We start from the raw sequence: 18796 nt of genomic DNA, 5'->3' as shown, positions 1-18796 counted from the left end.
GCATGGATGCCACCGGCCTCCCTCCGGCCACGCTGTCGGCCCTGATCGCCCTGGTGCGCAAGCACACGGGCATCGCCATGACCGAGCGCAAGAGCGTGCTGCTGGAACGGCGCTTGCGCCCGCGCGTGCAGGCGCTCAAGCTGAACAGCTACCAGGCTTACCTCGACATGGTGGAACGCGACCGCGCCGAAGTGCCGCACTTTATCGACCTGGTGACCACCAACGACACCCTGTTCTTCCGCACCCAGCAGGTGTGGGATTACGTCGAGCAGGAATTCCTGCCGCAGTGGTGGCGCGCGCACCCGGGCAAGCAGCTGAAAGTGTGGTCGGCAGCCGCCTCGAGCGGCGAAGAACTGTACTCGATGGCCATGCTGTGCGAAGAGTTCCAGGCGCTCCATCCGGATTTCAGCTACCAGATCCACGCCACCGACATTTCGCAGCAAATCCTGGCGCTGGCGCGCGACGGCCAGTACGGCGGCCGTTCCGTGGAACGCATCCAGGCCACCCACCCGGACTGGGTGCGGAAATACTTCCGCCCCAGCGCCAGCGGCCTGCGCGTGGTCGATGCGCTGAAACGCCATGTCGAACTGGCGCAGCACAATCTGATGCTGCCGCTGAAATCGGCCAAGCAGTTCGACCTGGTGTTCCTGCGCAACGTGCTGATCTATTTCGACCAGGAACACCAGCACACCATCCTGCAACAAGCGCGGTTGAGCATGGCGCCGCACGCCGTCATGATCGTCGGCGAGTCGGAATCGATCTCGGGCAGGGATACCGCCTACCAGTTCGACCGCCCGATGATTTACACAATGGAATAAGGACACCATGCACGTGACCCAACTCACTGCCCCGATACGACCGGCCACGCTGCCGTGGAACGACCCGCACGGCTGTCTGCAGCCAACGCCCAGCGGCGTGCTGCAGGTCGCCATGGGCCAGGTGAAAATCGGCGCCGGCACCGACCGCTTGCAAGCGCTGCTGGGTTCGTGCGTGGGCATCGCCCTGATCTGGAAGAAGCAAGGGCGCTGCGCGCTGGCCCATTGCCTGCTGCCGGAAACGGCGGACGTGAGCGAGCTCCCCTGCGCTCGCTATGTGAGCCAGGCCGTGCCGTCCCTGCTGAGCCTGCTTGGCGCCAGCGTCGCCGATTACGCCGACCTGGAAGTCATCGTGGCCGGCGGCGCCACCATGCTCAACGGCTGCTCCAGCCGCTTGCAGATCGGTCAGCAGAATGCCGACGCGGCGCGCCGGCATTTGCGTAAATTCGGCCTGAACATCAGTTATTGCCGCGTCGGCGGCAAGTCGGGACGCACCCTGCACATCGACTGCGCCACCTGCGACTATTCCGTGCAGGACATCGTCCCCCCTTGCCCAGGAATTCCCCATGCGTGATGCGTCCGCCACTGCCGGCACTGAATTATTTGGTTCCTTCATCCTCGGTCAGGACGAGTTCGCCCTGCCCGCCTGCTGCTTCCGCGAAGTGGTCAATTTCCCGTCCAAGGTGTCGGCCCTGCCCTTGTCGCCCAAATTTCTGGAAGGCGTGTTCACCTTGCGCGGCAGCGTGATCCCGGTGGTGAACCTGGGGCGCGTCTTCAATCCCGACGCCCGCGCGGCGCTGCCGACCGACAAGATCGCCGTGCTCGACTACGAAGGCGTGCTAGTTGGCATCCTGTTCGACGCTACCGGCGAAATCCTGCGCGTGCGGCCCGAGCAGCGCAGCACGCTCAGCTATCCCGAGGGCGAACAGCGCGGCGTGGTGGCCGGCACCATCCTGCTCGACCACGGCGCTCGGCTGGTGCAGGTGCTCGATCCCGACGCCTTGATCCACATCGAGAACGTGCCGCAGGTGCTGGCGCTGCAAAGCGCGGACCGCAAGACGCGCCGCCATCAGGGCGAGCGCCGCCAGTGCGTGAGTTTCCGCGTGGGCGCGTCGTCGTTCGCGTTCGAGATGGCGGCGATCCAGGAAATCATCCGGGTGCCGGAATTGCAGCCGTCGGTGCTGAACAGCGCACTGTGCCTGGGCCGCATCAATTTTCGCGGCAGCCCGGTGGCGGTGGTCGACTTCGCCACCCTGCTCAACGCCGGCGGCGGCGCGCGCAGCGCCAGTCCCGACCAGCGCATCATCGTGGCGCGCATCGACGACGCCACCATCGGCTTCCTGGTCGATTCGGTCGACAACATCGTGCATTTCTACAGCGAAGAAGTAATGCCCATTCCCATGCTGAGCAAGGCGCGGGCGGGCATGTTCGGCGGTTGCCTGTCCAAGCCGGACCTGGGCGACATCTTCTTCCTCGATCACCAGCAGATCTTCTCCAGCACCGAGATCAAGGACATGCGCAACGGCCACGCCAACCTGTATCCCAAGGATGCGGTTCAGATAGGCAAGAACGAACGGGAAGACGCGCGGCGCGGCCAGCGCAAGGTCTACATCACCTTCGCGCTGGAAAACAGCTATGCGGTGGAGATCAAGCAAGTGCGCGAGATCATCGATCTCAGCGTCGGCGAGATCACGCGCCCGCCGGGTCTGCCGGCCTTCATGCGCGGCATGCTTAACCTGCGCCAGCAAATGGTGACGGTGATCGACCTACGCGGCCTGTACGGCATGACGCCGCTGGTCGACACCTCGCAGTCGAAGATACTGGTGATCGAGCGCGGCGAGGAATGCTTCGGCCTCTTGGTCGATGCCGTGCAAAACATCATGACCATCAATGACAACCGCCGCTTCGCCGCGCCGAAGATGATGCGCAATCCGAACGCCAGCGGCGACCCGCGCGCGGAAATGGACGAAGTCATCGATATCGAAGGCGAAGGCGACACCCACCAGACTCTCAGCGTGTTTGAGTGCGGCCGGCTGCTGGAGCGTATGGCCAGGGAGATTCCGGCACTGGCGGCATAGGCTGCGGTGGAGTACAGTAGGGCATTGCCTCATTGGAGACTTCCATGCCCGTATCGCGCCGCTCGCTTGCCGTCCTGATCCCCTTCGCCCTGTTGTCCGCGAGCGCGTTTGCGCTGTCGCTGGCCGACCTCAGCAACAAAGATGCGTCCGGCGGGCTGAAGGCCGCGCTGGAAACCGGCTCCAACGCGGCCGTGGCCAAGCTCGGCGTCGACGGCGGCTTCCTGAACAACGACAAGGTGCGCATTCCGCTGCCCAAGATTCTTGAGCAGGCGCGGCCTATCCTAAAAATGACCGGCAAGGGCAAGCAGCTCGACGAGCTGGTGGTGCAGATGAACCATGCGGCCGAAGCCGCCGTGCCGATGGCCAAGCCGCTGCTGTTGGACGCCGTCAAATCGATGAGCATCACCGACGCCAAGAACATCCTGACCGGCGGCGAAACCTCGGTGACGGATTTCTTCCGTGGCAAAACGCAGGACAAGCTGGCGGTGCAGTTCCTGCCGGTGGTCAAGAAGGTCACCGACAAATCCGGCGTGGCCACCCAATACAACAGCGCCATGAGCCTGGCGCCGAAGATGGGCGTACTCAGCAAGGAGCAATCCACAGTGGAAGGCTACGTCACCCAGCGCGCGCTCGACGGCCTGTACACCATGATCGCCGAAGAGGAAAAAGCCATCCGCGCCGACCCGCTGGGCACCGGCAGCAAGCTGATCGGCAAAGTCTTCGGCGCCATCAAGTAGCCGGCTTACTTAGGTTTCTGCCGCTGCTCCTCGCGCATTTTCTGGACCAAGACGGTGAGGTGCTCGACTTGCTTCGTCACCTCGGCTTGCGCGGCCGCCGTGTTTTTGCCGGATTCGAAAGCCGCGACCATGTTAGACAAAATGGTGGCATTGATGGCGCCAACGGCAAGCACCGAAGCGATGGCCGTCACGATGACGGTGGTTTTCAGGTTCTTGATGTCCGCGCGCAACTCCTTGTGGAATTGAATCGCTCCTGCAATCGCGGTTTCAATCGCCAAAATCCTCGCATCCATCCTTGTTTCAATGGTTTCGATTCTGGCGTTCAAAAGGTCGGTGGTAACGGTACTCATCCCAGTATCGTACGAGTGTTAAGCGGAGTGCGCAACTCGCACGATAGTCAGGTTTTTCGTAGCTCAATCAACGGCCCAGTGCCAGTGTCGGACGGCGCAGGGCTTGGGCGCTACGCTGGCCGGCGTGGCTGTCCAGTTTGAAGGTGCTGACCATTTCTTCCAGTTGCGCGGCCTGCTCCTGCATGGCGTTGGCGGCCGCAGCGGCCTCCTCCACCAGCGCGGCGTTCTGCTGCGTTACTTCGTCCATCTGCACGATGGCCTGATTGATCTGGTTGATGCCTTCGCTTTGCTCTTCGCCGGCGATCATGATTTCGGTCATGATGCCGGTGACGCGCTCCACGCTGCTGACGATGTCGTTCATGGTGGCGCCAGCCTTGTCGACCAACTGCGTTCCCGCATCCACCTGCTCCACCGAGGCGGTGATCAGTTCCTTGATTTCCTTGGCGGCGGCGGCCGAGCGTTGCGCCAGGTTGCGCACCTCCGAAGCCACCACGGCGAAGCCACGGCCCTGTTCGCCGGCGCGCGCCGCTTCCACCGCCGCGTTCAGGGCGAGGATGTTGGTCTGGAACGCAATGCCGTCGATAACGCCGATGATGTCGGCAATCTTGCGCGACGAACTATTGATCGAACCCATGGTATCCACCACCGCCGACACCAGTTGGCCACCCTTGCCGGCCACATCCTGCGCGCTCAGCGCCAATTGGTTGGCCTGACGGGCATTGTCGGCATTCTGGCGGACGGTCGAGGTCAGCTCTTCCAGCGACGAGGCGGTTTCCTCCAGCGCGGCGGCCTGGTTTTCGGTGCGGCGCGACAGGTCCAGGTTGCCGGCGGCGATTTCCGCACTGGCGGTGGCGATCGCGCTGCTGCCGCTGCGGATGCCACCGACGGTGCCCGACATTTGTTCCTGCATCCGGATCAGGCCCTTCATCAACTGGCCCATTTCGTCGTTGCGGTCGGCGTGGATGCGATTGGCCAGATTGCCGGCGGCGATCTGGTCGAAGTGTCCCAGGGCTTTTTGCAGCGGATGCAAAATCGCCCGCAGCAGACGCACCGCCGAGAAAATGATCAGCGCCGCGCCCAGCGCCAGCGCAATGGTGTAGCCCTTGGTAAAGCCGGAGAAGAAGGACTGGCTGTCCTCGTAGTGCACTTTGGCGGACGCCATCTGGAAGTTTTCCAGCTTGACCGAAGCGGCGTCAAACACGCCGAACTGCGCCGACAGCGTTTTCATCGACATTTCTTCGATCTTGGCGGCGTCCTGCGCGCGCAGCGCGGCCATGAGGGCGCGCATTTCACTGACGTAAACGGTACGCTTGGCATCCAGATCGTTCGCCAGCACTTTTTCTTCTTCTCCCAGCGGCAGGGCCAAGTAAGCCTTCCAGGCATTGTCGCCGTCCAGGATGAAGCCCTCGGCGCGGCCCAGCGTTTTTTCCAGGTCGGCGGCGTCGGGATGGAACACGCCGCGGTCGATCACGAAGCGCGAGCGGTTGAGGAAATTCTTGGCATTGGCCAGAGCGATGGTCGACGCCATCTGATTCGAATACACGTCTTTCAGCGCGAAATTGACGGTGTTCATGCCGAAAATGCTGAGCCCACCCAGGGCCAGCATGAGCACGCCAAGCACAGACATGGTGAATATCAGGCGCGTGCGGATAGTGATGCTGTTGAACATGGTTTTCTCTCGTTTATTGTTGGAAACAAATTCCTTAGGGCAATAATGTACGAGTAAAATGGTTTGGAGTCAAACGATTTATTTGTGAAGTATTTAGACTGAACGCGGCTACGCAGGACGATGCTGCACCGCCGCAATCGCGCCCTGCGGTAAAATCACCGCTTAGCCTATCTGGAGCACATCATCACTGCCGCCAAACTGCCGCTGGACAATTCCTTCGCGTCCCTGCCGCCCGCGTTCTACACCCGATTAATGCCCACGCCCCTGCCCGCGCCCTATCTGGTGGCCGTAAGCGCACCGGCGGCGTCCCTGATCGGCCTGTCGCCGGACCTGGCCGACAGTATTGACGTCCTGATCGGCAACGCCGTGCCGGAACGCGGCCAGGCGCTGGCCGCCGTCTACTCGGGCCACCAGTTCGGCGTGTGGGCCGGCCAGCTCGGCGATGGCCGCGCCATCCTGTTCGGCGAAGTGCAGACCGCGCAAGGCCCGATGGAACTGCAATGGAAAGGCGCCGGGCTGACGCCCTACTCGCGCATGGGCGATGGCCGCGCCGTGCTGCGCTCCTCGATCCGCGAATTCCTGTGTTCGGAAGCGATGCATGCGCTGGGCATTCCCACCTCGCGCGCGCTGTCGGTGGCGGGGTCGGACCAGGGCGTGATGCGCGAAACCGTCGAAACCGCCGCCGTGGTGGTGCGCATGGCGCCGAGCTTCGTGCGCTTCGGCTCTTTCGAGCACTGGTACTACCGCAAGCAGAACGCCGAACTGAAACTGCTCGCCGACTACGTGATCGACCACTTTTATCCAGCCCTGCGCGCGGCGGAAAATCCGTACGCAGCACTGCTGGAGGAAGTCACGCGTCGCACCGCGCACATGATCGCGCACTGGCAGGCGGTCGGCTTCATGCACGGCGTCATGAACACCGACAATATGTCCATCCTCGGCCTGACGCTCGATTACGGGCCTTACGGCTTCATGGAAGCGTTCGACGCCGACCACATCTGCAACCACACCGACCAGCAAGGCCGCTATTCCTACGCCAACCAGCCACAGGTGGGCCACTGGAACTGCTACGCGCTGGCGCAAGCGCTACTGCCGCTGATCGGCGAAGTCGAACCGACGCAAGCGGCGCTGGATGTGTACCAGCCGGAATTCGCCGCCAAGCTGGACGAGCTGCTGCACGCCAAGCTCGGCATCGCCGTGCTGGAACAGCACTTCGACGAGGACCGGGCGCTATTGGACGACATGTTCGCGCTAATGCAGGCCAACAGCGTCGATTTCACCCTCTTCTTCCGCCGCCTGAGCGGCCTGCGCGCGGCCGACGCCAGCGGTGACGAGCCGTTGCGCGACCTGTACATCGACCGTCCGGCGTTCGACGCCTGGGCCGGGCGCTACCGCGCGCGCCTGCAGGCCGAGGCCAGCGACGACGCCACCCGCGCGCTTGCGATGAACGCAGTCAACCCCAAATACGTGCTGCGCAATTATCTGGCCCAACAAGCCATCGAAAAAGCGCAAAATAAGGACTTTTCCGAGGTGGAGCGCCTGCTGACGGTGTTGCAGCGCCCCTACGACGAACAGCCCGAACACGAACACTACGCCGCCTTGCCGCCGGACTGGGCAAGCCACCTTGAAGTCAGCTGTTCTTCTTAAGCGAGAAATAAGCCATGAGCAATAAAGTTGTCAAATCCGACGCCGAATGGCGCGACCAACTGGACCCGATGGAATATCAAGTCACCCGCCATGCAGCGACTGAACGCGCCTTCACCGGCAAGTTCTGGGATCATCATGAACATGGCATCTACACCTGCGTGTGCTGCAACACGCCGCTGTTCCGCTCGGACACCAAGTTCGATTCCGGCTGCGGCTGGCCGAGCTACTTCGAACCGATCGATCCCGCCAATGTGGTGGAAAAAGTCGACCGCACCCATGGTATGCTGCGCACCGAAACCATTTGCGGCGTGTGCGACGCCCACCTGGGTCACGTATTCCCGGACGGCCCGCCGCCAACCGGCCTGCGTTACTGCATTAACTCCGCTTCCCTCCGCTTCGATCCACAAGACTAATAATAGACGCCATGAAATTCCTGTTCGACATGATCCCGGTACTGCTGTTCTTCGCCTGCTACAAGATAGCCGGCATGAACGCGGACGCCTCCCAGCACTTCATCAACACCTACATGAGCGGCATCATTTCCGGCGGCTCGGTCACGCCCGAGCAAGCGCCCATCGTCCTCGCCACCCTGGTCGGCATCTTGGCGACCGTGGCGCAGATCGGCTGGATCAAGGCGCGCGGACGCAAGGTCGATGGGCTGCTGTGGGCCTCGCTGGGCATGTTCGTGGTGTTCGGCGGGCTGACCATCTACCTGCACGACGAGGATTTCATCAAATGGAAGCTAAGCATTGTCTATTGGCTGTTCGCCGTGGTGCTGCTGTTCAGCGACCTGCTGTTTAAAAAGAACCTGATGCGCCAATCGATGAAGGAAATCATCGAATTGCCGGACCTGATCTGGACCCGCCTGAATCTGGCGTGGATCGCCTTCTTCACCTTCATGGGTGCGCTCAACTGGTATCTGGCGTTTGTGCTGTTTAAAGGGAATACCGATGCCTGGGTCAACTTTAAAGCGTTCGGCGCCAGCGGCATCATGTTTGTATTTATTGTTGGGCAAACGATTTATTTATCGCGTCATATGAAGGACCAGGCATGAGCCAGATTCAAGATACCCGCATGGAGCGCATGCGCGCCGCCCTGACCGCCAAGCTCGATCCGGTGGAACTGGTGCTGGACGACGACTCCGCCGCGCACGCCGGCCACGCCGGTGCGGCCTCAGGCGGCGGGCACTACAACCTCCGAATTGTTTCGTTACAATTCGAGGGCCTGAAACTCGTCACAAGACATCGACTCGTGTATGATTCTGTGCACGATATGATGCATAAAGAAATTCATGCACTGGCCATTACTGCATTGGCGCCCTCCGAGGTCTGATGCTGTCGTGGTCGCTATCGGCAATTTAAAATAATTGAAGACAAAACATAGCCGTCCAAGCTAATTCGCTAAAACTTTCCCCTTACAGGAATTAATAATGACTTTCAAGCCAGCCCAGTTGCTGATTGCACTCCTCGTTATCGCTGTACCAGCATTCGCACAAAACGTTGCCGTGGTAAATGGCAAGGCTATCCCGACTTCGCGCGTAGACGCGGTCGTCAAGCAAGTCGTGGCACAGGGCCAGCAACCTGATTCACCTCAGCTGCGCGACCTGATCAAGAAAGACCTGATCGGCCGTGAAGTCATGATGCAGGAAGCTGAAAAACAAGGTTTTGGCAAGAACGCCGACGTGAAAGCCGCGCTGGAAAACGCCCGCCAAGCCATCATCGTCAACGCCCTGGTGGCGGATTACGTGAAGAAAAACCCGGTATCGGACGCCGACATCAAGGGTGAATACGACCGTTTCGTGGCGCAAGCCGGCGACAAGGAATACCACGTTCGTCACATCCTGCTGGGCAGCGAAGCTGAAGCCAACGACGTGATCGCCAAGATCAAGGGCGGCGCCAAGTTTGAAGATTTGGCCAAGCAGTCGAAAGACACCGGCTCGGCAGCCAACGGCGGCGACCTGGACTGGGCCTCGCCTTCGTCCTTCCCGCCAGTCTTCGCACAAGCGTTCGTCGCTCTGGGCAAAGGCCAAGTGACCGAGAAGCCAGTGCAAACCCCGAACGGTTTCCACGTCATCAAGGTAGACGATGTGCGTCAGGCAAAACTGCCGACCCTGGAAGAAGTGAAGCCGCAAGTGGCTGAAGCGCTGACCCAGAAGAAATTGCAGGCTTATCAGGAAGAACTGGTAAAGAAAGCAAAAGTGCAGTAATGTTATGAAAGGCGGCGCCCTGCGGGGCGCCGTTTTTAATTCAGCGTTGGTATCATGCACCCTTAGAGTGTAATTCAGAGTTGTAATTTTTAAAGGATTTGAATAATGATGTTGAAGCCAGCCCGCCTGATGTTAGCCCTGATCGCCGTCGCGGCAGCACCAGCTTTCGCGCAGAACGCTGCGACCGTCAATGGCAAGGCAATTCCAGCCGCCAAGGTTGATCAAATGGTCAAACAAGTTGTGGCCCAGGGCCAGCAACCGGATTCGCCGCAACTGCGTGAAGCCGTTAAAAAAGAACTGATCGGCCGTGAAGTCATGCTGCAGGAAGCAGACAAACAAGGCTACGGCAAAAAAGCCGAAGTCAATGCAGCGATTGAAAATGCCCGTCAAAGCATTATTATCAACGCCATGCTGGCTGATTATGTGAAAAAGAATCCGGTGAAAGACGCCGAGATTCAAGCTGAATACGACAAATATAAAGCCGCTGTCGGCCCAACCGAATATCACTCGCGTCATATTCTGGTGCCAACCGAACAGGAAGCCAAGGATATTATTGCCAAGCTGAAAGCCGGCGGTAAATTCGAAGAGCTGGCCAAGGTATCGAAAGATCCAGGTTCGGGCGCCAATGGCGGCGACCTGGGCTGGATGACCCCGGCCAAACTGGTGAAACCATTCTCGGACGCGATGATCGCGCTGAAAAACGGCGAAATCACCCAGACCCCTGTGAAATCGGAATTCGGCTTCCACGTTATCAAACTGGAAGAATCGCGTCCAACCAAGTTCCCATCGTTTGAAGAAGTCAAAGCCCAAGTGGCCGAAGGCATCCAACAGCGCAAGATCGTGGCCTACCGCGAAGAGCTGACCAAGAAAGCCAAGATCCAGTAATCTGGACCTGGCCTACAAGAAGCGCCTGCATGCAGGCGCTTTTTTTACGTCCTCCACAAACTCAAACCTGGCTTGTACAAGCCAAGAACTAGCATGAAACCTGAGCTCCTGAGCCAAGTAAACGCCGTCCTCGCCCCGGTAGTGGACAGCGGACGCGCACCCGCCATGCGCGCCTATATGCGTGATCAGTTCGCGTTCCTTGGCGTCGGTACGCCGCAGCGCCGCGCCGCCTGCAAGGATGTACTGCGACCGCTCAAAGGCGCCGGCGCCGACGCCCTGCTCGACCACGCCCGCGCGCTATGGACACTGCACGAACGCGAATATCAATACGTCGCGCTCGACCTGCTGGCCATGCACTGGAAAGAATTGAATAGCGCCGATATTCCAGCATTGCTGGAATTGGCGCAGGATAAATCGTGGTGGGATACGGTGGATGCTTTGGCGGGAATCATCGGTAAGGTTTTACGTCATGACCATGATTATATGGACGACGCGCTGCGCGACAATAATATGTGGGTCCGGCGCATCGCCTTATTGCATCAATTAGGCTGGCGAAATAAAGCGGATGAACAACGCTTATTTGAATATGCGCTGACCTTGGCGCATGAAAAAGAATTCTTCATTCAAAAAGCCATCGGCTGGGCATTAAGGGATTATGCCCGCCACGCGCCGGACGTCGTGCGCTTATTCACCCACAAAGAAAAAGAGCGGCTTGCGCCGCTCAGTTTCCGTGAGGCGAATAAACACCTCGCCGTTTAATTACCCGATAAATTTACGGGCATTACGGAACATACGCATCCAAGGCGATTCCTCACCCCACGATTCCGGCGCCCACGAATGCTGGACGGTACGGAATACACGCTCGGCGTGCGGCATCATCACCGTGAAGCGACCGTCCGCCGTGGTCACCGATGTCAGGCCTTGCGGCGAGCCGTTCGGGTTGTACGGGTAGGCTTCGGTGGCGGCGCCACGGTTGTCGATGAAGCGCATGGCGGCCACGGCTTCGCTGATGTTGCCGGTCTGCGAGAAGTCCGCATAACCTTCGCCGTGGGCGATGGCGATCGGCGTTTGGGTGCCGGCCATGCCCTGGAAGAAGATCGATGGAGAATCCAGCACTTCCACCATGGCGAAGCGGGCTTCGAATTTCTCCGACTTGTTGGTCGTGAATTTCGGCCAGGCGTGCGCGCCAGGGATCAGCGGTTTCAGGTTACTCATCATCTGGCAGCCGTTGCAGACGCCCAGGCCGAAGCTGTCGCCACGGGCGAAGAACTTGGCAAATTGATCAGACAGAGCGCTGTTGAACAGGATGGTCTTGGCCCAGCCCTCGCCCGCGCCCAGTACGTCGCCGTACGAGAAGCCGCCGACGGCGATGATGCCCTGGAAGTCGTCCAGCTTGGCGCGGCCGGCAATCAGGTCGCTCATGTGGACGTCGACGGCGGTAAAGCCGGCTTGGTGCATGACGTAAGCGGTCTCGATGTGCGAGTTGACGCCCTGCTCACGCAGGATGGCGACGCGTGGACGCACGCCGCTGTTCAGGAACGGCGCCGCCACGTTCTCGCTCAGGTCGAAGCTGACTTTCGGCGTGATGCCTGGGTCTTGTTCGTCCAGCAGACGGTCGTATTCAGCGTCGGCGCAGGCTGGGTTGTCGCGCAGGCGGGCGATGCGCCAGCTGGTCTCGCTCCACAGGCGGTGCAGTTCCACGCGCGGCTTGTTGTAGATGACCTTGGCGTCGCGGGTGAATTCGATCACGCCACGGTCGTTGGTCTTGCCGATGATGTGGCTGCAAGCGCCCAGGTTGAACGAGCGCAGCACGTCCATGACCGCCGATTTCTCGTCGGCACGCACCTGGATCACGGCGCCCAGCTCTTCCGAGAACAGCGCGCGCAAGGTTTGCTCGTTGCGGCGTTCGGCGATCTGTTGCGTCCAGTTCTTTGCGTCGCCCTGGTCGGCGCCGTGACCTTCTTCCAGGGTCAGGATGTCGAGGTTGATCGACAGGCCGGCGCGGCCGGCGAAGGCCATTTCGGTCAGCGTGCCGTACAGGCCGCCGTCCGAACGGTCGTGGTAGGCCAGCAGCTTGCCGTCCGCGTTCAGTTGCTGGATGGCGGCGAAGAAGGACTTGATGTCTTCCGGATTGTCGACGTCCGGCACCGAGTTGCCCAGCTGGCCCATGACTTGCGCCAGCGCCGAGGCGCCCAGGCGGTTCTTGCCGCGACCCAGGTCGATCAGGATGATGGCGGTGTCGCCGGCATCGGTGCGCAGTTGCGGCGTCAGCGATTTGCGGACGTCGTAGACTGGTGCGAACGACGATACGATCAGCGAGACCGGCGACAGCACGGCCTTGGCGTCGTCGCCATCTTTCCAGGTGGTGCGCATCGACAGCGAATCCTTGCCGACCGGGATGGAGATGCCCAGCGCCGGGCACAGTTCCATGCCGACGGCCTTGACGGTGTCGTACAGGGCCGCATCCTGGCCGGGCTGGCCGCAGGCGGCCATCCAGTTGGCGGACAGCTTGATGTCTTCGATCGAGCGGATCGGCGCGGCGGCGATGTTCAGCACCGCTTCGGCCACGGCCATGCGGCCCGACGCGGCGGCGTTGATCACGGCCAGCGGCGTGCGTTCGCCCATGGCCATGGCTTCGCCGAGGTAGCCTTCGAAGCTCATGGCGGTCACGGCGCAATCGCCCACCGGCACTTGCCATGGGCCGACCATCTGGTCGCGCACGGACATGCCGCCCACGGTACGGTCGCCGATGGTGATCAGGAAGGATTTGTCGCCCACGGTAGGCAGCAACAGCACGCGCTTGGCGGCTTCTTCCAGGTCCATGCCGGTCAGGTCGATGGCCGGGAAATCGTTCTGCACATGGTGCACGTCGCGCTGCATCTTAGGCGGTTTGCCCAGCAGGACGTCCATCGGCATGTCGACCGGATCGTTGCCCAGTTCCGGATCGATCAGCTTCAGCTGACGTTCTTCGGTGGCAGTGCCGACCACGGCGAACAAGCTGCGCTCGCGCTCGCAGATCGACTGGAACAGCGGCAGGTCGGACGGCGCAATCGCCAGCACGTAACGTTCCTGCGATTCGTTGGACCAGATTTCCTTCGGCGCCATGCCGCTCTCTTCCAGCGGGATCTTGCGCAGGTCGAAGATCGCGCCGCGCTTGGCGTCGTTGGTGATTTCCGGGAAGGCGTTCGACAGACCACCGGCGCCCACGTCGTGGATCGAGATGATCGGATTGTTCGCGCCCAGCTGCCAGCACGCGTTGATGACTTCCTGTGCACGGCGTTCCATTTCCGGATTGCCGCGCTGGACCGAGTCGAAGTCCAGGTCGGCGGTGTTGGTGCCGGTGGCCATCGAGGAAGCGGCCGAGCCGCCCATGCCGATGCGCATGCCGGGACCGCCCAGCTGCACCAGCAGGCTGCCGACCGGGATGTCGTTCTTGTGGGTGTGCTGCGACGAGATGTTGCCGATACCGCCGGCAATCATGATCGGCTTGTGGTAGCCGAACACGGTGTCGTGCGCGCCGGCGAACTGCTTGCCGATGTTCTGTTCGTAGGTACGGAAGTAACCACCCAGCACCGGACGGCCGAATTCATTGCTGAAGGCGGCGCCGCCCAGCGGGCCGTCGATCATGATTTGCAGCGGCGAGGCGATGCGCTCCGGCTTGCCGTAAGGCGTGCCGGAATCGCGGTAATCGGCCACCGGCGCTGTAACGACGGCATCGCTTTCCCAGGCGCGCACGGCGCCCGGCAACAGCAGGTTCGAGACCGTGAAGCCGCACAGGCCGGCCTTCGGCTTGGCGCCGCGACCGGTCGCACCTTCGTCGCGGATCTCGCCGCCGGCGCCGGTGGAGGCGCCAGGGAACGGCGAAATCGCGGTCGGGTGGTTGTGGGTTTCCACTTTCATCAGCGTGTGGGTCAGCTCGGTCATCGGCGCGTACTGCTGGCCTTCGCCTTGCGGGAAGAAGCGCATCACTTCCGCGCCTTCCATGATCGAGGAGTTGTCGCTATAGGCGACCACGGTGCCTTTCGGCTGTAGCTGGTGGGTGTTCTTGATCATGCCGAACAGCGACTTCGGCTGGGCGACGCCGTCGATGGTCCAGTCGGCGTTGAAGATCTTGTGGCGGCAGTGCTCCGAGTTGGCCTGCGCGAACATCATCAGTTCCACGTCGGTCGGATTGCGGCCGGCCTTGGTGAAGGCGGCGTCCAGGTATTCCACTTCATCGTCCGACATGGCCAGGCCGAGGTCGGTGTTGGCCTTGTCCAGTGCGGCCTTGCCGCTGCCGATCACGTCCACCGATTCCAGCGGACGCGCCTTCAGTTCGCGGAACAGGCCGGCTGCGTCGTCCGGCGAGCGCAGCACCGATTCCGTCATGCGGTCGTGCAGCAGCGCGATCACGGCTTGCAGTTCATCGTCGCTCAGCTTCTTGGCCGCGCCGATGCTGCTGCCCAGGATGCCGGTCTTCAGGTTGATGCGATACGCCACGCCGCGCTCGACGCGCTTGATGTGCGCCATGCCGCAGTTGTGGACGATGTCGGTGGCCTTGGAGGCCCACGGCGAAATCGTGCCGAAGCGCGGGATGACGAAGAATTCCTCGGCGTGGCCTTCGGTGTTGTCGGCGTGGGCCGGCTCGCCGTAGGTCAGCAGGCCGGTCAGGCGGCTGGTGTCGTCGGCCGTTAGCGGCGCGGCGGCATCGATGAAGTGGACATAGCGCGCCTGGACGGCGGCGACGGAAGGCAGCACCGCTTGCAATTGGTTCAACAGGCGTTGGCTACGGAATGCGGACAGGGCGTTGGAACCCGGCAGAATCAGCATGGTGGGAAGGTAGTTGAGGCAGCTAGGCTGCGGTTTAAAGGGAGATGGGGCACTAGATACTTGTCTTGCTGAATTTTCCTTTGCGCGCATTATACCCTTTTCAACCCCTCCCTCGCCACCCGCCGCCCGGGGAATCTCATCGTCGCGGCGCAGTAAAACGTGCCTTGGCTGCAACATTTCGGGGCAAAAACGCCAAAAAAACCGCGCTGCGGCCCGGGCGGGCGGCGGTTTCCTGCCTTTACGGCTTGCCTTGGAGTATGCTCTTCTGAAAGTAGCATTACCCACGAGAGCAAGCAATGCACGACTATAGCAACCTGTCGGTTCTGATTGTCGACCCCAATCAGAGCATGCGCGCCAGCGTGCACAACATGCTGACCCAGGTAAATATCAGCAAGGTCGATCACGCGGTCAGCGCCGCCACGGCCATCCGCGCCCTGAGCGTCCGCGCCTACGACGTGATCCTGTGCGAATACGATCTCGGCGGCGATGGCGACGGCGCCGGCCAGGACGGCCAGCAACTGCTGGAAGACCTGCGCCACCACAAGGTGATCAGCCCATGGTCCATCTTCGTCATGCTGACTTCGGAAGGCGTGTACGGCAAAGTAGTCAGCGCTGCAGAGCTGCTGCCGACCGACTACATCCTCAAACCGTTCACGGTCGACGTACTGTCGCAGCGCATCGGCCGCGCGCTGGAGCGCCGCGCCGTGTTCCTGCCGGTGTATCAATTGATCGGCCAAGGCCGCGCGCGCGAGGCGATGGAGGCCTGCCTGGCCAACCAGGCCGCGCAGCCGCGCTATGCCATCGATTACGCCCGCCTGCGCGCCGAACTGCTGGCCAGCCTGGAACGCCATGCCGACGCCGAGCAGGCGTACGGCGCCATCCTCAAAGTCAAGCCGCTGGGCTGGGCTCAGCTGGGACAGGCGCGCGCGGTCTACGCGCAAGGCCGGCTGGCCGACGCCGCAGCCCTGCTGCGCCAACTGCTGGCGGAGAATCCGAAGTTCATGGCCGCCTACGACCTATTGGCGCAGGTGCTGCGCGAGCTGGACCAGGACGCCGAGGCCAAGCAGGTGCTGGAAGATGCGGTGACCCTGTCGCCCCACATGGTGCGCCGCCTGCGCAACCTGGGTGACGTGGCGCTGGCCACCGGCGATGTCGCCGCCGCCGAAAAGGCGTACAAGCAAGTGGTGGCCAAGGCCAAGTATTCCGAATTCCGCGATCCTGCCGACCATGTCAACCTGGTGCGCGCGCTGGTCCACAAGGGCGATGCGACGGCTGCCGCCGCCGTGGTGCGCGACCTCGAACGCTCGATGCGCGCCAGCCCCAGTGTCGACGTCTGCCGTGGCTACGCGGCCTCCATGGTCAAGCAGCTCAACGGCGACGCCGAGGGCGCGGCGGCCGAGCTGGCCAAGGCTATGGACAAGCTGGCCGAAGCCACCGGCATGTCGAGCAACCTCAAGCTGGGGCTGGCGCACAGCTGCCTGGCCAACCGTCTCGACGAACAAGCCGCCGCCCTGTTCGACCAATTGATCGCCAACCCCAACAGCGGTGTGGACGCGGAACAGGTGATCGACCTGTGCAAGCAGGCCGACCGCCAGGACATCGTCAAGCGCTACACCCTGGGCCAGGAACAGGCGGTGGACGCCGCCGTGCGCGAAGCGGCCGCCTTCAGCCGCACCGGCGACCTGCATGCCGCCGTGAGCACGCTGCAGGATGCGCTGCAACGCCATCCGGCCCACACCGGCCTGTGGTCGGTGAGCGTGACCGCCATGCTGCGCCAGATTACCGAGCTCGGCTGGGATGCCGAGCTGGCCACCCAATGCACGGCGCTGATGCGGCGCATGCGCGAAGACAATCCCCAACACCCATTATTGCCGGGCTTGCTGGCGCAATATGCGTCGGCGCGCCAAAAGGCCGCCGCGCAGGCGTCCTCCACCCCGGCTGAAAGCTCCTGATGTCCGACTACGCCGCCCTCTCCGTCCTGCTGGTGGACCCGAACCAAAGCATGCGCGCCAACCTGCGCAACATGCTCAGTCAGGCCGGCATCACCAACATTGACGACGCCGTCAGCGCCGGCACGGCGATTCGCCAGATCAACAAGAAAGCCTACGACCTGGTGCTGTGCGAGTACGACCTCGGCAACGGTTCCGGCGACAGCGGCCAGGACGGCCAGCAATTGCTGGAAGACCTGCGCCATCACAAGCTGATCGTGCCGTGGACCATCTTCATCATGCTGACTTCGGAGGGCGTCTACAGCAAGGTGATCGGCGCGGCCGAGCTGACGCCAACCGACTACGTGCTCAAGCCCTTCACCGTGGATGCGCTGCTGCAGCGCATCCGCAAGGCGGTGGACCGGCGCGACGTCTTCCTGCGCGCCTACCAAATGATCGAGATGGGCAACCTGCGCAAGGCCATCGACGAGTGCGTCGTCGGCGAGGAAAAGAATCCACGCTATGCCGTCGAGTTCGCCCGCCTGCGGGCCGAATTGCTGGCCCAGCTGGGCGAGCTGGGCGAGTCGGAGCTGGCTTACCAGATGATCCTGATGACCAAGCCCATCGCCTGGGCGCACCTGGGCCTGGCGCGCTGCCAGTTCGGCCAGCAGAAATATGTCGAGGCCCAATCCACGCTGCAAGAGCTGCTGGCGCACAACGGCAAATACATGGCGGCCTACGATCTGCTGGCACGCACGCACGAGGCGCTGGGCCAGCAGGAATCGGCCAAGAAGATCCTGGAGGACGCGGTCGCCATTTCACCGCACATGGTGCACCGGCTGCGGCACTTGGGCGACGTGGCCTATGAAACGGGCGATGTCGGCGTGGCCGAGAAGGCGTTCAAGCAGGTGGTGGCCAAGGCCAAGTACTCCGAGTTCCGCGACCCTGAGGACCACGTCAAGCTGGTCAAGACACTGGTCCGGAAAGGCGACGCCAACCAGGCCAGCAACGTGATCCGCGACATGGAGCGCTCGCTGCGCGGCGGCGCCAATGTCGATGCCTGCCGCGCCATCGCAGCCGGCCTGCTGCAGGAAATGACGGGCAATATCAGCGCCGCTGCGACCGAGCTGACCAATGCGGTCAACGCCATCGGCGCCACGCGCGGCCTGTCCACCAACCTGAAGATCGGCCTGGTGCACAGCTGCCTGAACATCAAGCTCGACCAGCAAGCCTCGGACCTGATGCTGAACCTGATGAACGATACGGACAGCGGCGTGTCCATGGACGACGCGGTGCAGGTGTTTGAAAAAGCCGGCCGTCACGACCTGGCCGAAGGCATGGGTGAACAGATCAAGCATCAGGTGGACGAATTGCTGGCCCACGCGGCCGAGCAACGCGGCCAGGGCGATCTGCGGGCGGCGGTCGATACCTTGAACGCGGGGCTGCGCAAGGCGCCGGGCAATATGGCTCTGCTGCCGGCGGCGACGGGGGCGATGCTCAAGCAGCTCGACGATCTGGGCTGGGAGGCGCCGCTGGCGGAGCAATGCCAGTTCCTGATCGAACGCATGCGCCGACTGGATCCCGATCATCCGGCGCTGGAAGCGCTGATGGCGCAGTATCAGTACACCCAGCGCAAATACGGTATCTCGGCGGTGGCCTAGTCGTCGTTCCC

16 protein-coding genes are annotated in these 18796 nt (G+C 62.0%); 13 read left to right on the top strand and 3 right to left on the bottom strand.

The features are described 5' to 3' along the window. Positions 1-2 precede the first annotated feature (2 nt). Genes ACXZ1M_RS27525 through ACXZ1M_RS27510 form a run of 4 tightly spaced genes read left to right on the top strand, consistent with a single transcriptional unit; the run spans position 3 to position 3630 of the window. Positions 3-818: a CheR family methyltransferase gene (locus tag ACXZ1M_RS27525; RefSeq protein WP_459050769.1), complete on the top strand. Its 816-nt coding sequence runs from the start codon at positions 3-5 to the stop codon at positions 816-818. A gap of 13 nt (positions 819-831) precedes the next feature. Further along, positions 832-1389: a chemotaxis protein CheD gene (locus ACXZ1M_RS27520; protein WP_459050768.1), complete on the top strand. Its 558-nt coding sequence runs from the start codon at positions 832-834 to the stop codon at positions 1387-1389. Beyond that, positions 1382-2893 carry a chemotaxis protein CheW gene (locus ACXZ1M_RS27515; protein WP_459050767.1) on the top strand — a complete coding sequence of 504 codons (1512 nt, stop codon included), beginning with the start codon at positions 1382-1384 and terminating at the stop codon, positions 2891-2893. Before ACXZ1M_RS27520 ends, ACXZ1M_RS27515 begins: the two co-directional genes overlap by 8 nt. Before the next feature lie 44 nt (positions 2894-2937). Further along, positions 2938-3630, top strand: a complete 693-nt coding sequence (locus tag ACXZ1M_RS27510; RefSeq protein ID WP_459050766.1) for a DUF4197 domain-containing protein — start codon at positions 2938-2940, stop codon at positions 3628-3630. Between the two features lie 5 nt (positions 3631-3635). Here ACXZ1M_RS27510 and ACXZ1M_RS27505 read toward each other — a convergent pair whose 3' ends face one another. Together ACXZ1M_RS27505 and ACXZ1M_RS27500 are read right to left on the bottom strand one after the other, a co-directional pair. Then, positions 3636-3980: a hypothetical protein gene (locus tag ACXZ1M_RS27505; protein ID WP_459050765.1), complete on the bottom strand. Its 345-nt coding sequence runs from the start codon at positions 3978-3980 to the stop codon at positions 3636-3638. Between the two features lie 67 nt (positions 3981-4047). Then, positions 4048-5649, bottom strand: coding sequence for a methyl-accepting chemotaxis protein (locus ACXZ1M_RS27500; protein WP_459050764.1), 1602 nt, complete (start codon positions 5647-5649; stop codon positions 4048-4050). Between the two features lie 171 nt (positions 5650-5820). On the opposite strand from ACXZ1M_RS27500, the gene ACXZ1M_RS27495 reads away from it, so the two are divergent. The 7 genes from ACXZ1M_RS27495 to ACXZ1M_RS27465 all read left to right on the top strand — a co-directional run bounded on the left by ACXZ1M_RS27495 (position 5821) and on the right by ACXZ1M_RS27465 (position 11146). Continuing rightward, positions 5821-7296 (top strand): protein adenylyltransferase SelO, encoded by a 1476-nt coding sequence (locus tag ACXZ1M_RS27495; RefSeq protein ID WP_459054080.1) that lies wholly within the window; start codon positions 5821-5823, stop codon positions 7294-7296. Positions 7297-7310: 14 nt separating this feature from the next. Then, positions 7311-7709: a peptide-methionine (R)-S-oxide reductase MsrB gene (msrB, locus tag ACXZ1M_RS27490; protein ID WP_459050763.1), complete on the top strand. Its 399-nt coding sequence runs from the start codon at positions 7311-7313 to the stop codon at positions 7707-7709. Between the two features lie 11 nt (positions 7710-7720). Continuing rightward, positions 7721-8350: a septation protein A gene (locus ACXZ1M_RS27485; protein WP_459050762.1), complete on the top strand. Its 630-nt coding sequence runs from the start codon at positions 7721-7723 to the stop codon at positions 8348-8350. Further along, positions 8347-8628, top strand: a complete 282-nt coding sequence (locus ACXZ1M_RS27480) for a BolA family protein (RefSeq protein ID WP_459050761.1) — start codon at positions 8347-8349, stop codon at positions 8626-8628. The genes ACXZ1M_RS27485 and ACXZ1M_RS27480 overlap by 4 nt, the downstream gene beginning before the upstream one ends. Positions 8629-8725: 97 nt before the next feature. Further along, on the top strand, positions 8726-9502 hold the full coding sequence (locus tag ACXZ1M_RS27475; protein WP_373986828.1) for a peptidylprolyl isomerase: 777 nt from the start codon (positions 8726-8728) through the stop codon (positions 9500-9502). Between the two features lie 105 nt (positions 9503-9607). Beyond that, complete coding sequence (locus ACXZ1M_RS27470) at positions 9608-10387, top strand: peptidylprolyl isomerase (RefSeq protein WP_459050760.1); 780 nt, start codon at positions 9608-9610, stop codon at positions 10385-10387. Between the two features lie 93 nt (positions 10388-10480). After that, positions 10481-11146 (top strand): DNA alkylation repair protein, encoded by a 666-nt coding sequence (locus tag ACXZ1M_RS27465; protein ID WP_459050759.1) that lies wholly within the window; start codon positions 10481-10483, stop codon positions 11144-11146. Here ACXZ1M_RS27465 and purL read toward each other — a convergent pair whose 3' ends face one another. Further along, positions 11147-15196, bottom strand: coding sequence for a phosphoribosylformylglycinamidine synthase (gene purL, locus ACXZ1M_RS27460; protein WP_459050758.1), 4050 nt, complete (start codon positions 15194-15196; stop codon positions 11147-11149). It lies immediately after the preceding gene. A 296-nt stretch (positions 15197-15492) separates the two neighbouring features. Here purL and ACXZ1M_RS27455 point away from each other — a divergent pair, with 296 nt between their 5' ends. Further along, positions 15493-17148 (top strand): tetratricopeptide repeat protein, encoded by a 1656-nt coding sequence (locus tag ACXZ1M_RS27455; protein ID WP_459050757.1) that lies wholly within the window; start codon positions 15493-15495, stop codon positions 17146-17148. After that, positions 17148-18785 (top strand): response regulator, encoded by a 1638-nt coding sequence (locus ACXZ1M_RS27450; RefSeq protein ID WP_459050756.1) that lies wholly within the window; start codon positions 17148-17150, stop codon positions 18783-18785. The genes ACXZ1M_RS27455 and ACXZ1M_RS27450 overlap by 1 nt, the downstream gene beginning before the upstream one ends. Positions 18786-18796 lie beyond the last annotated feature (11 nt).

It is taken from the genome of Duganella paludis, from assembly GCF_054461335.1.
The sequence above is the reverse complement of the archived record's forward strand: the minus strand, read 5'-3'. Positions and strand labels throughout refer to the sequence as shown.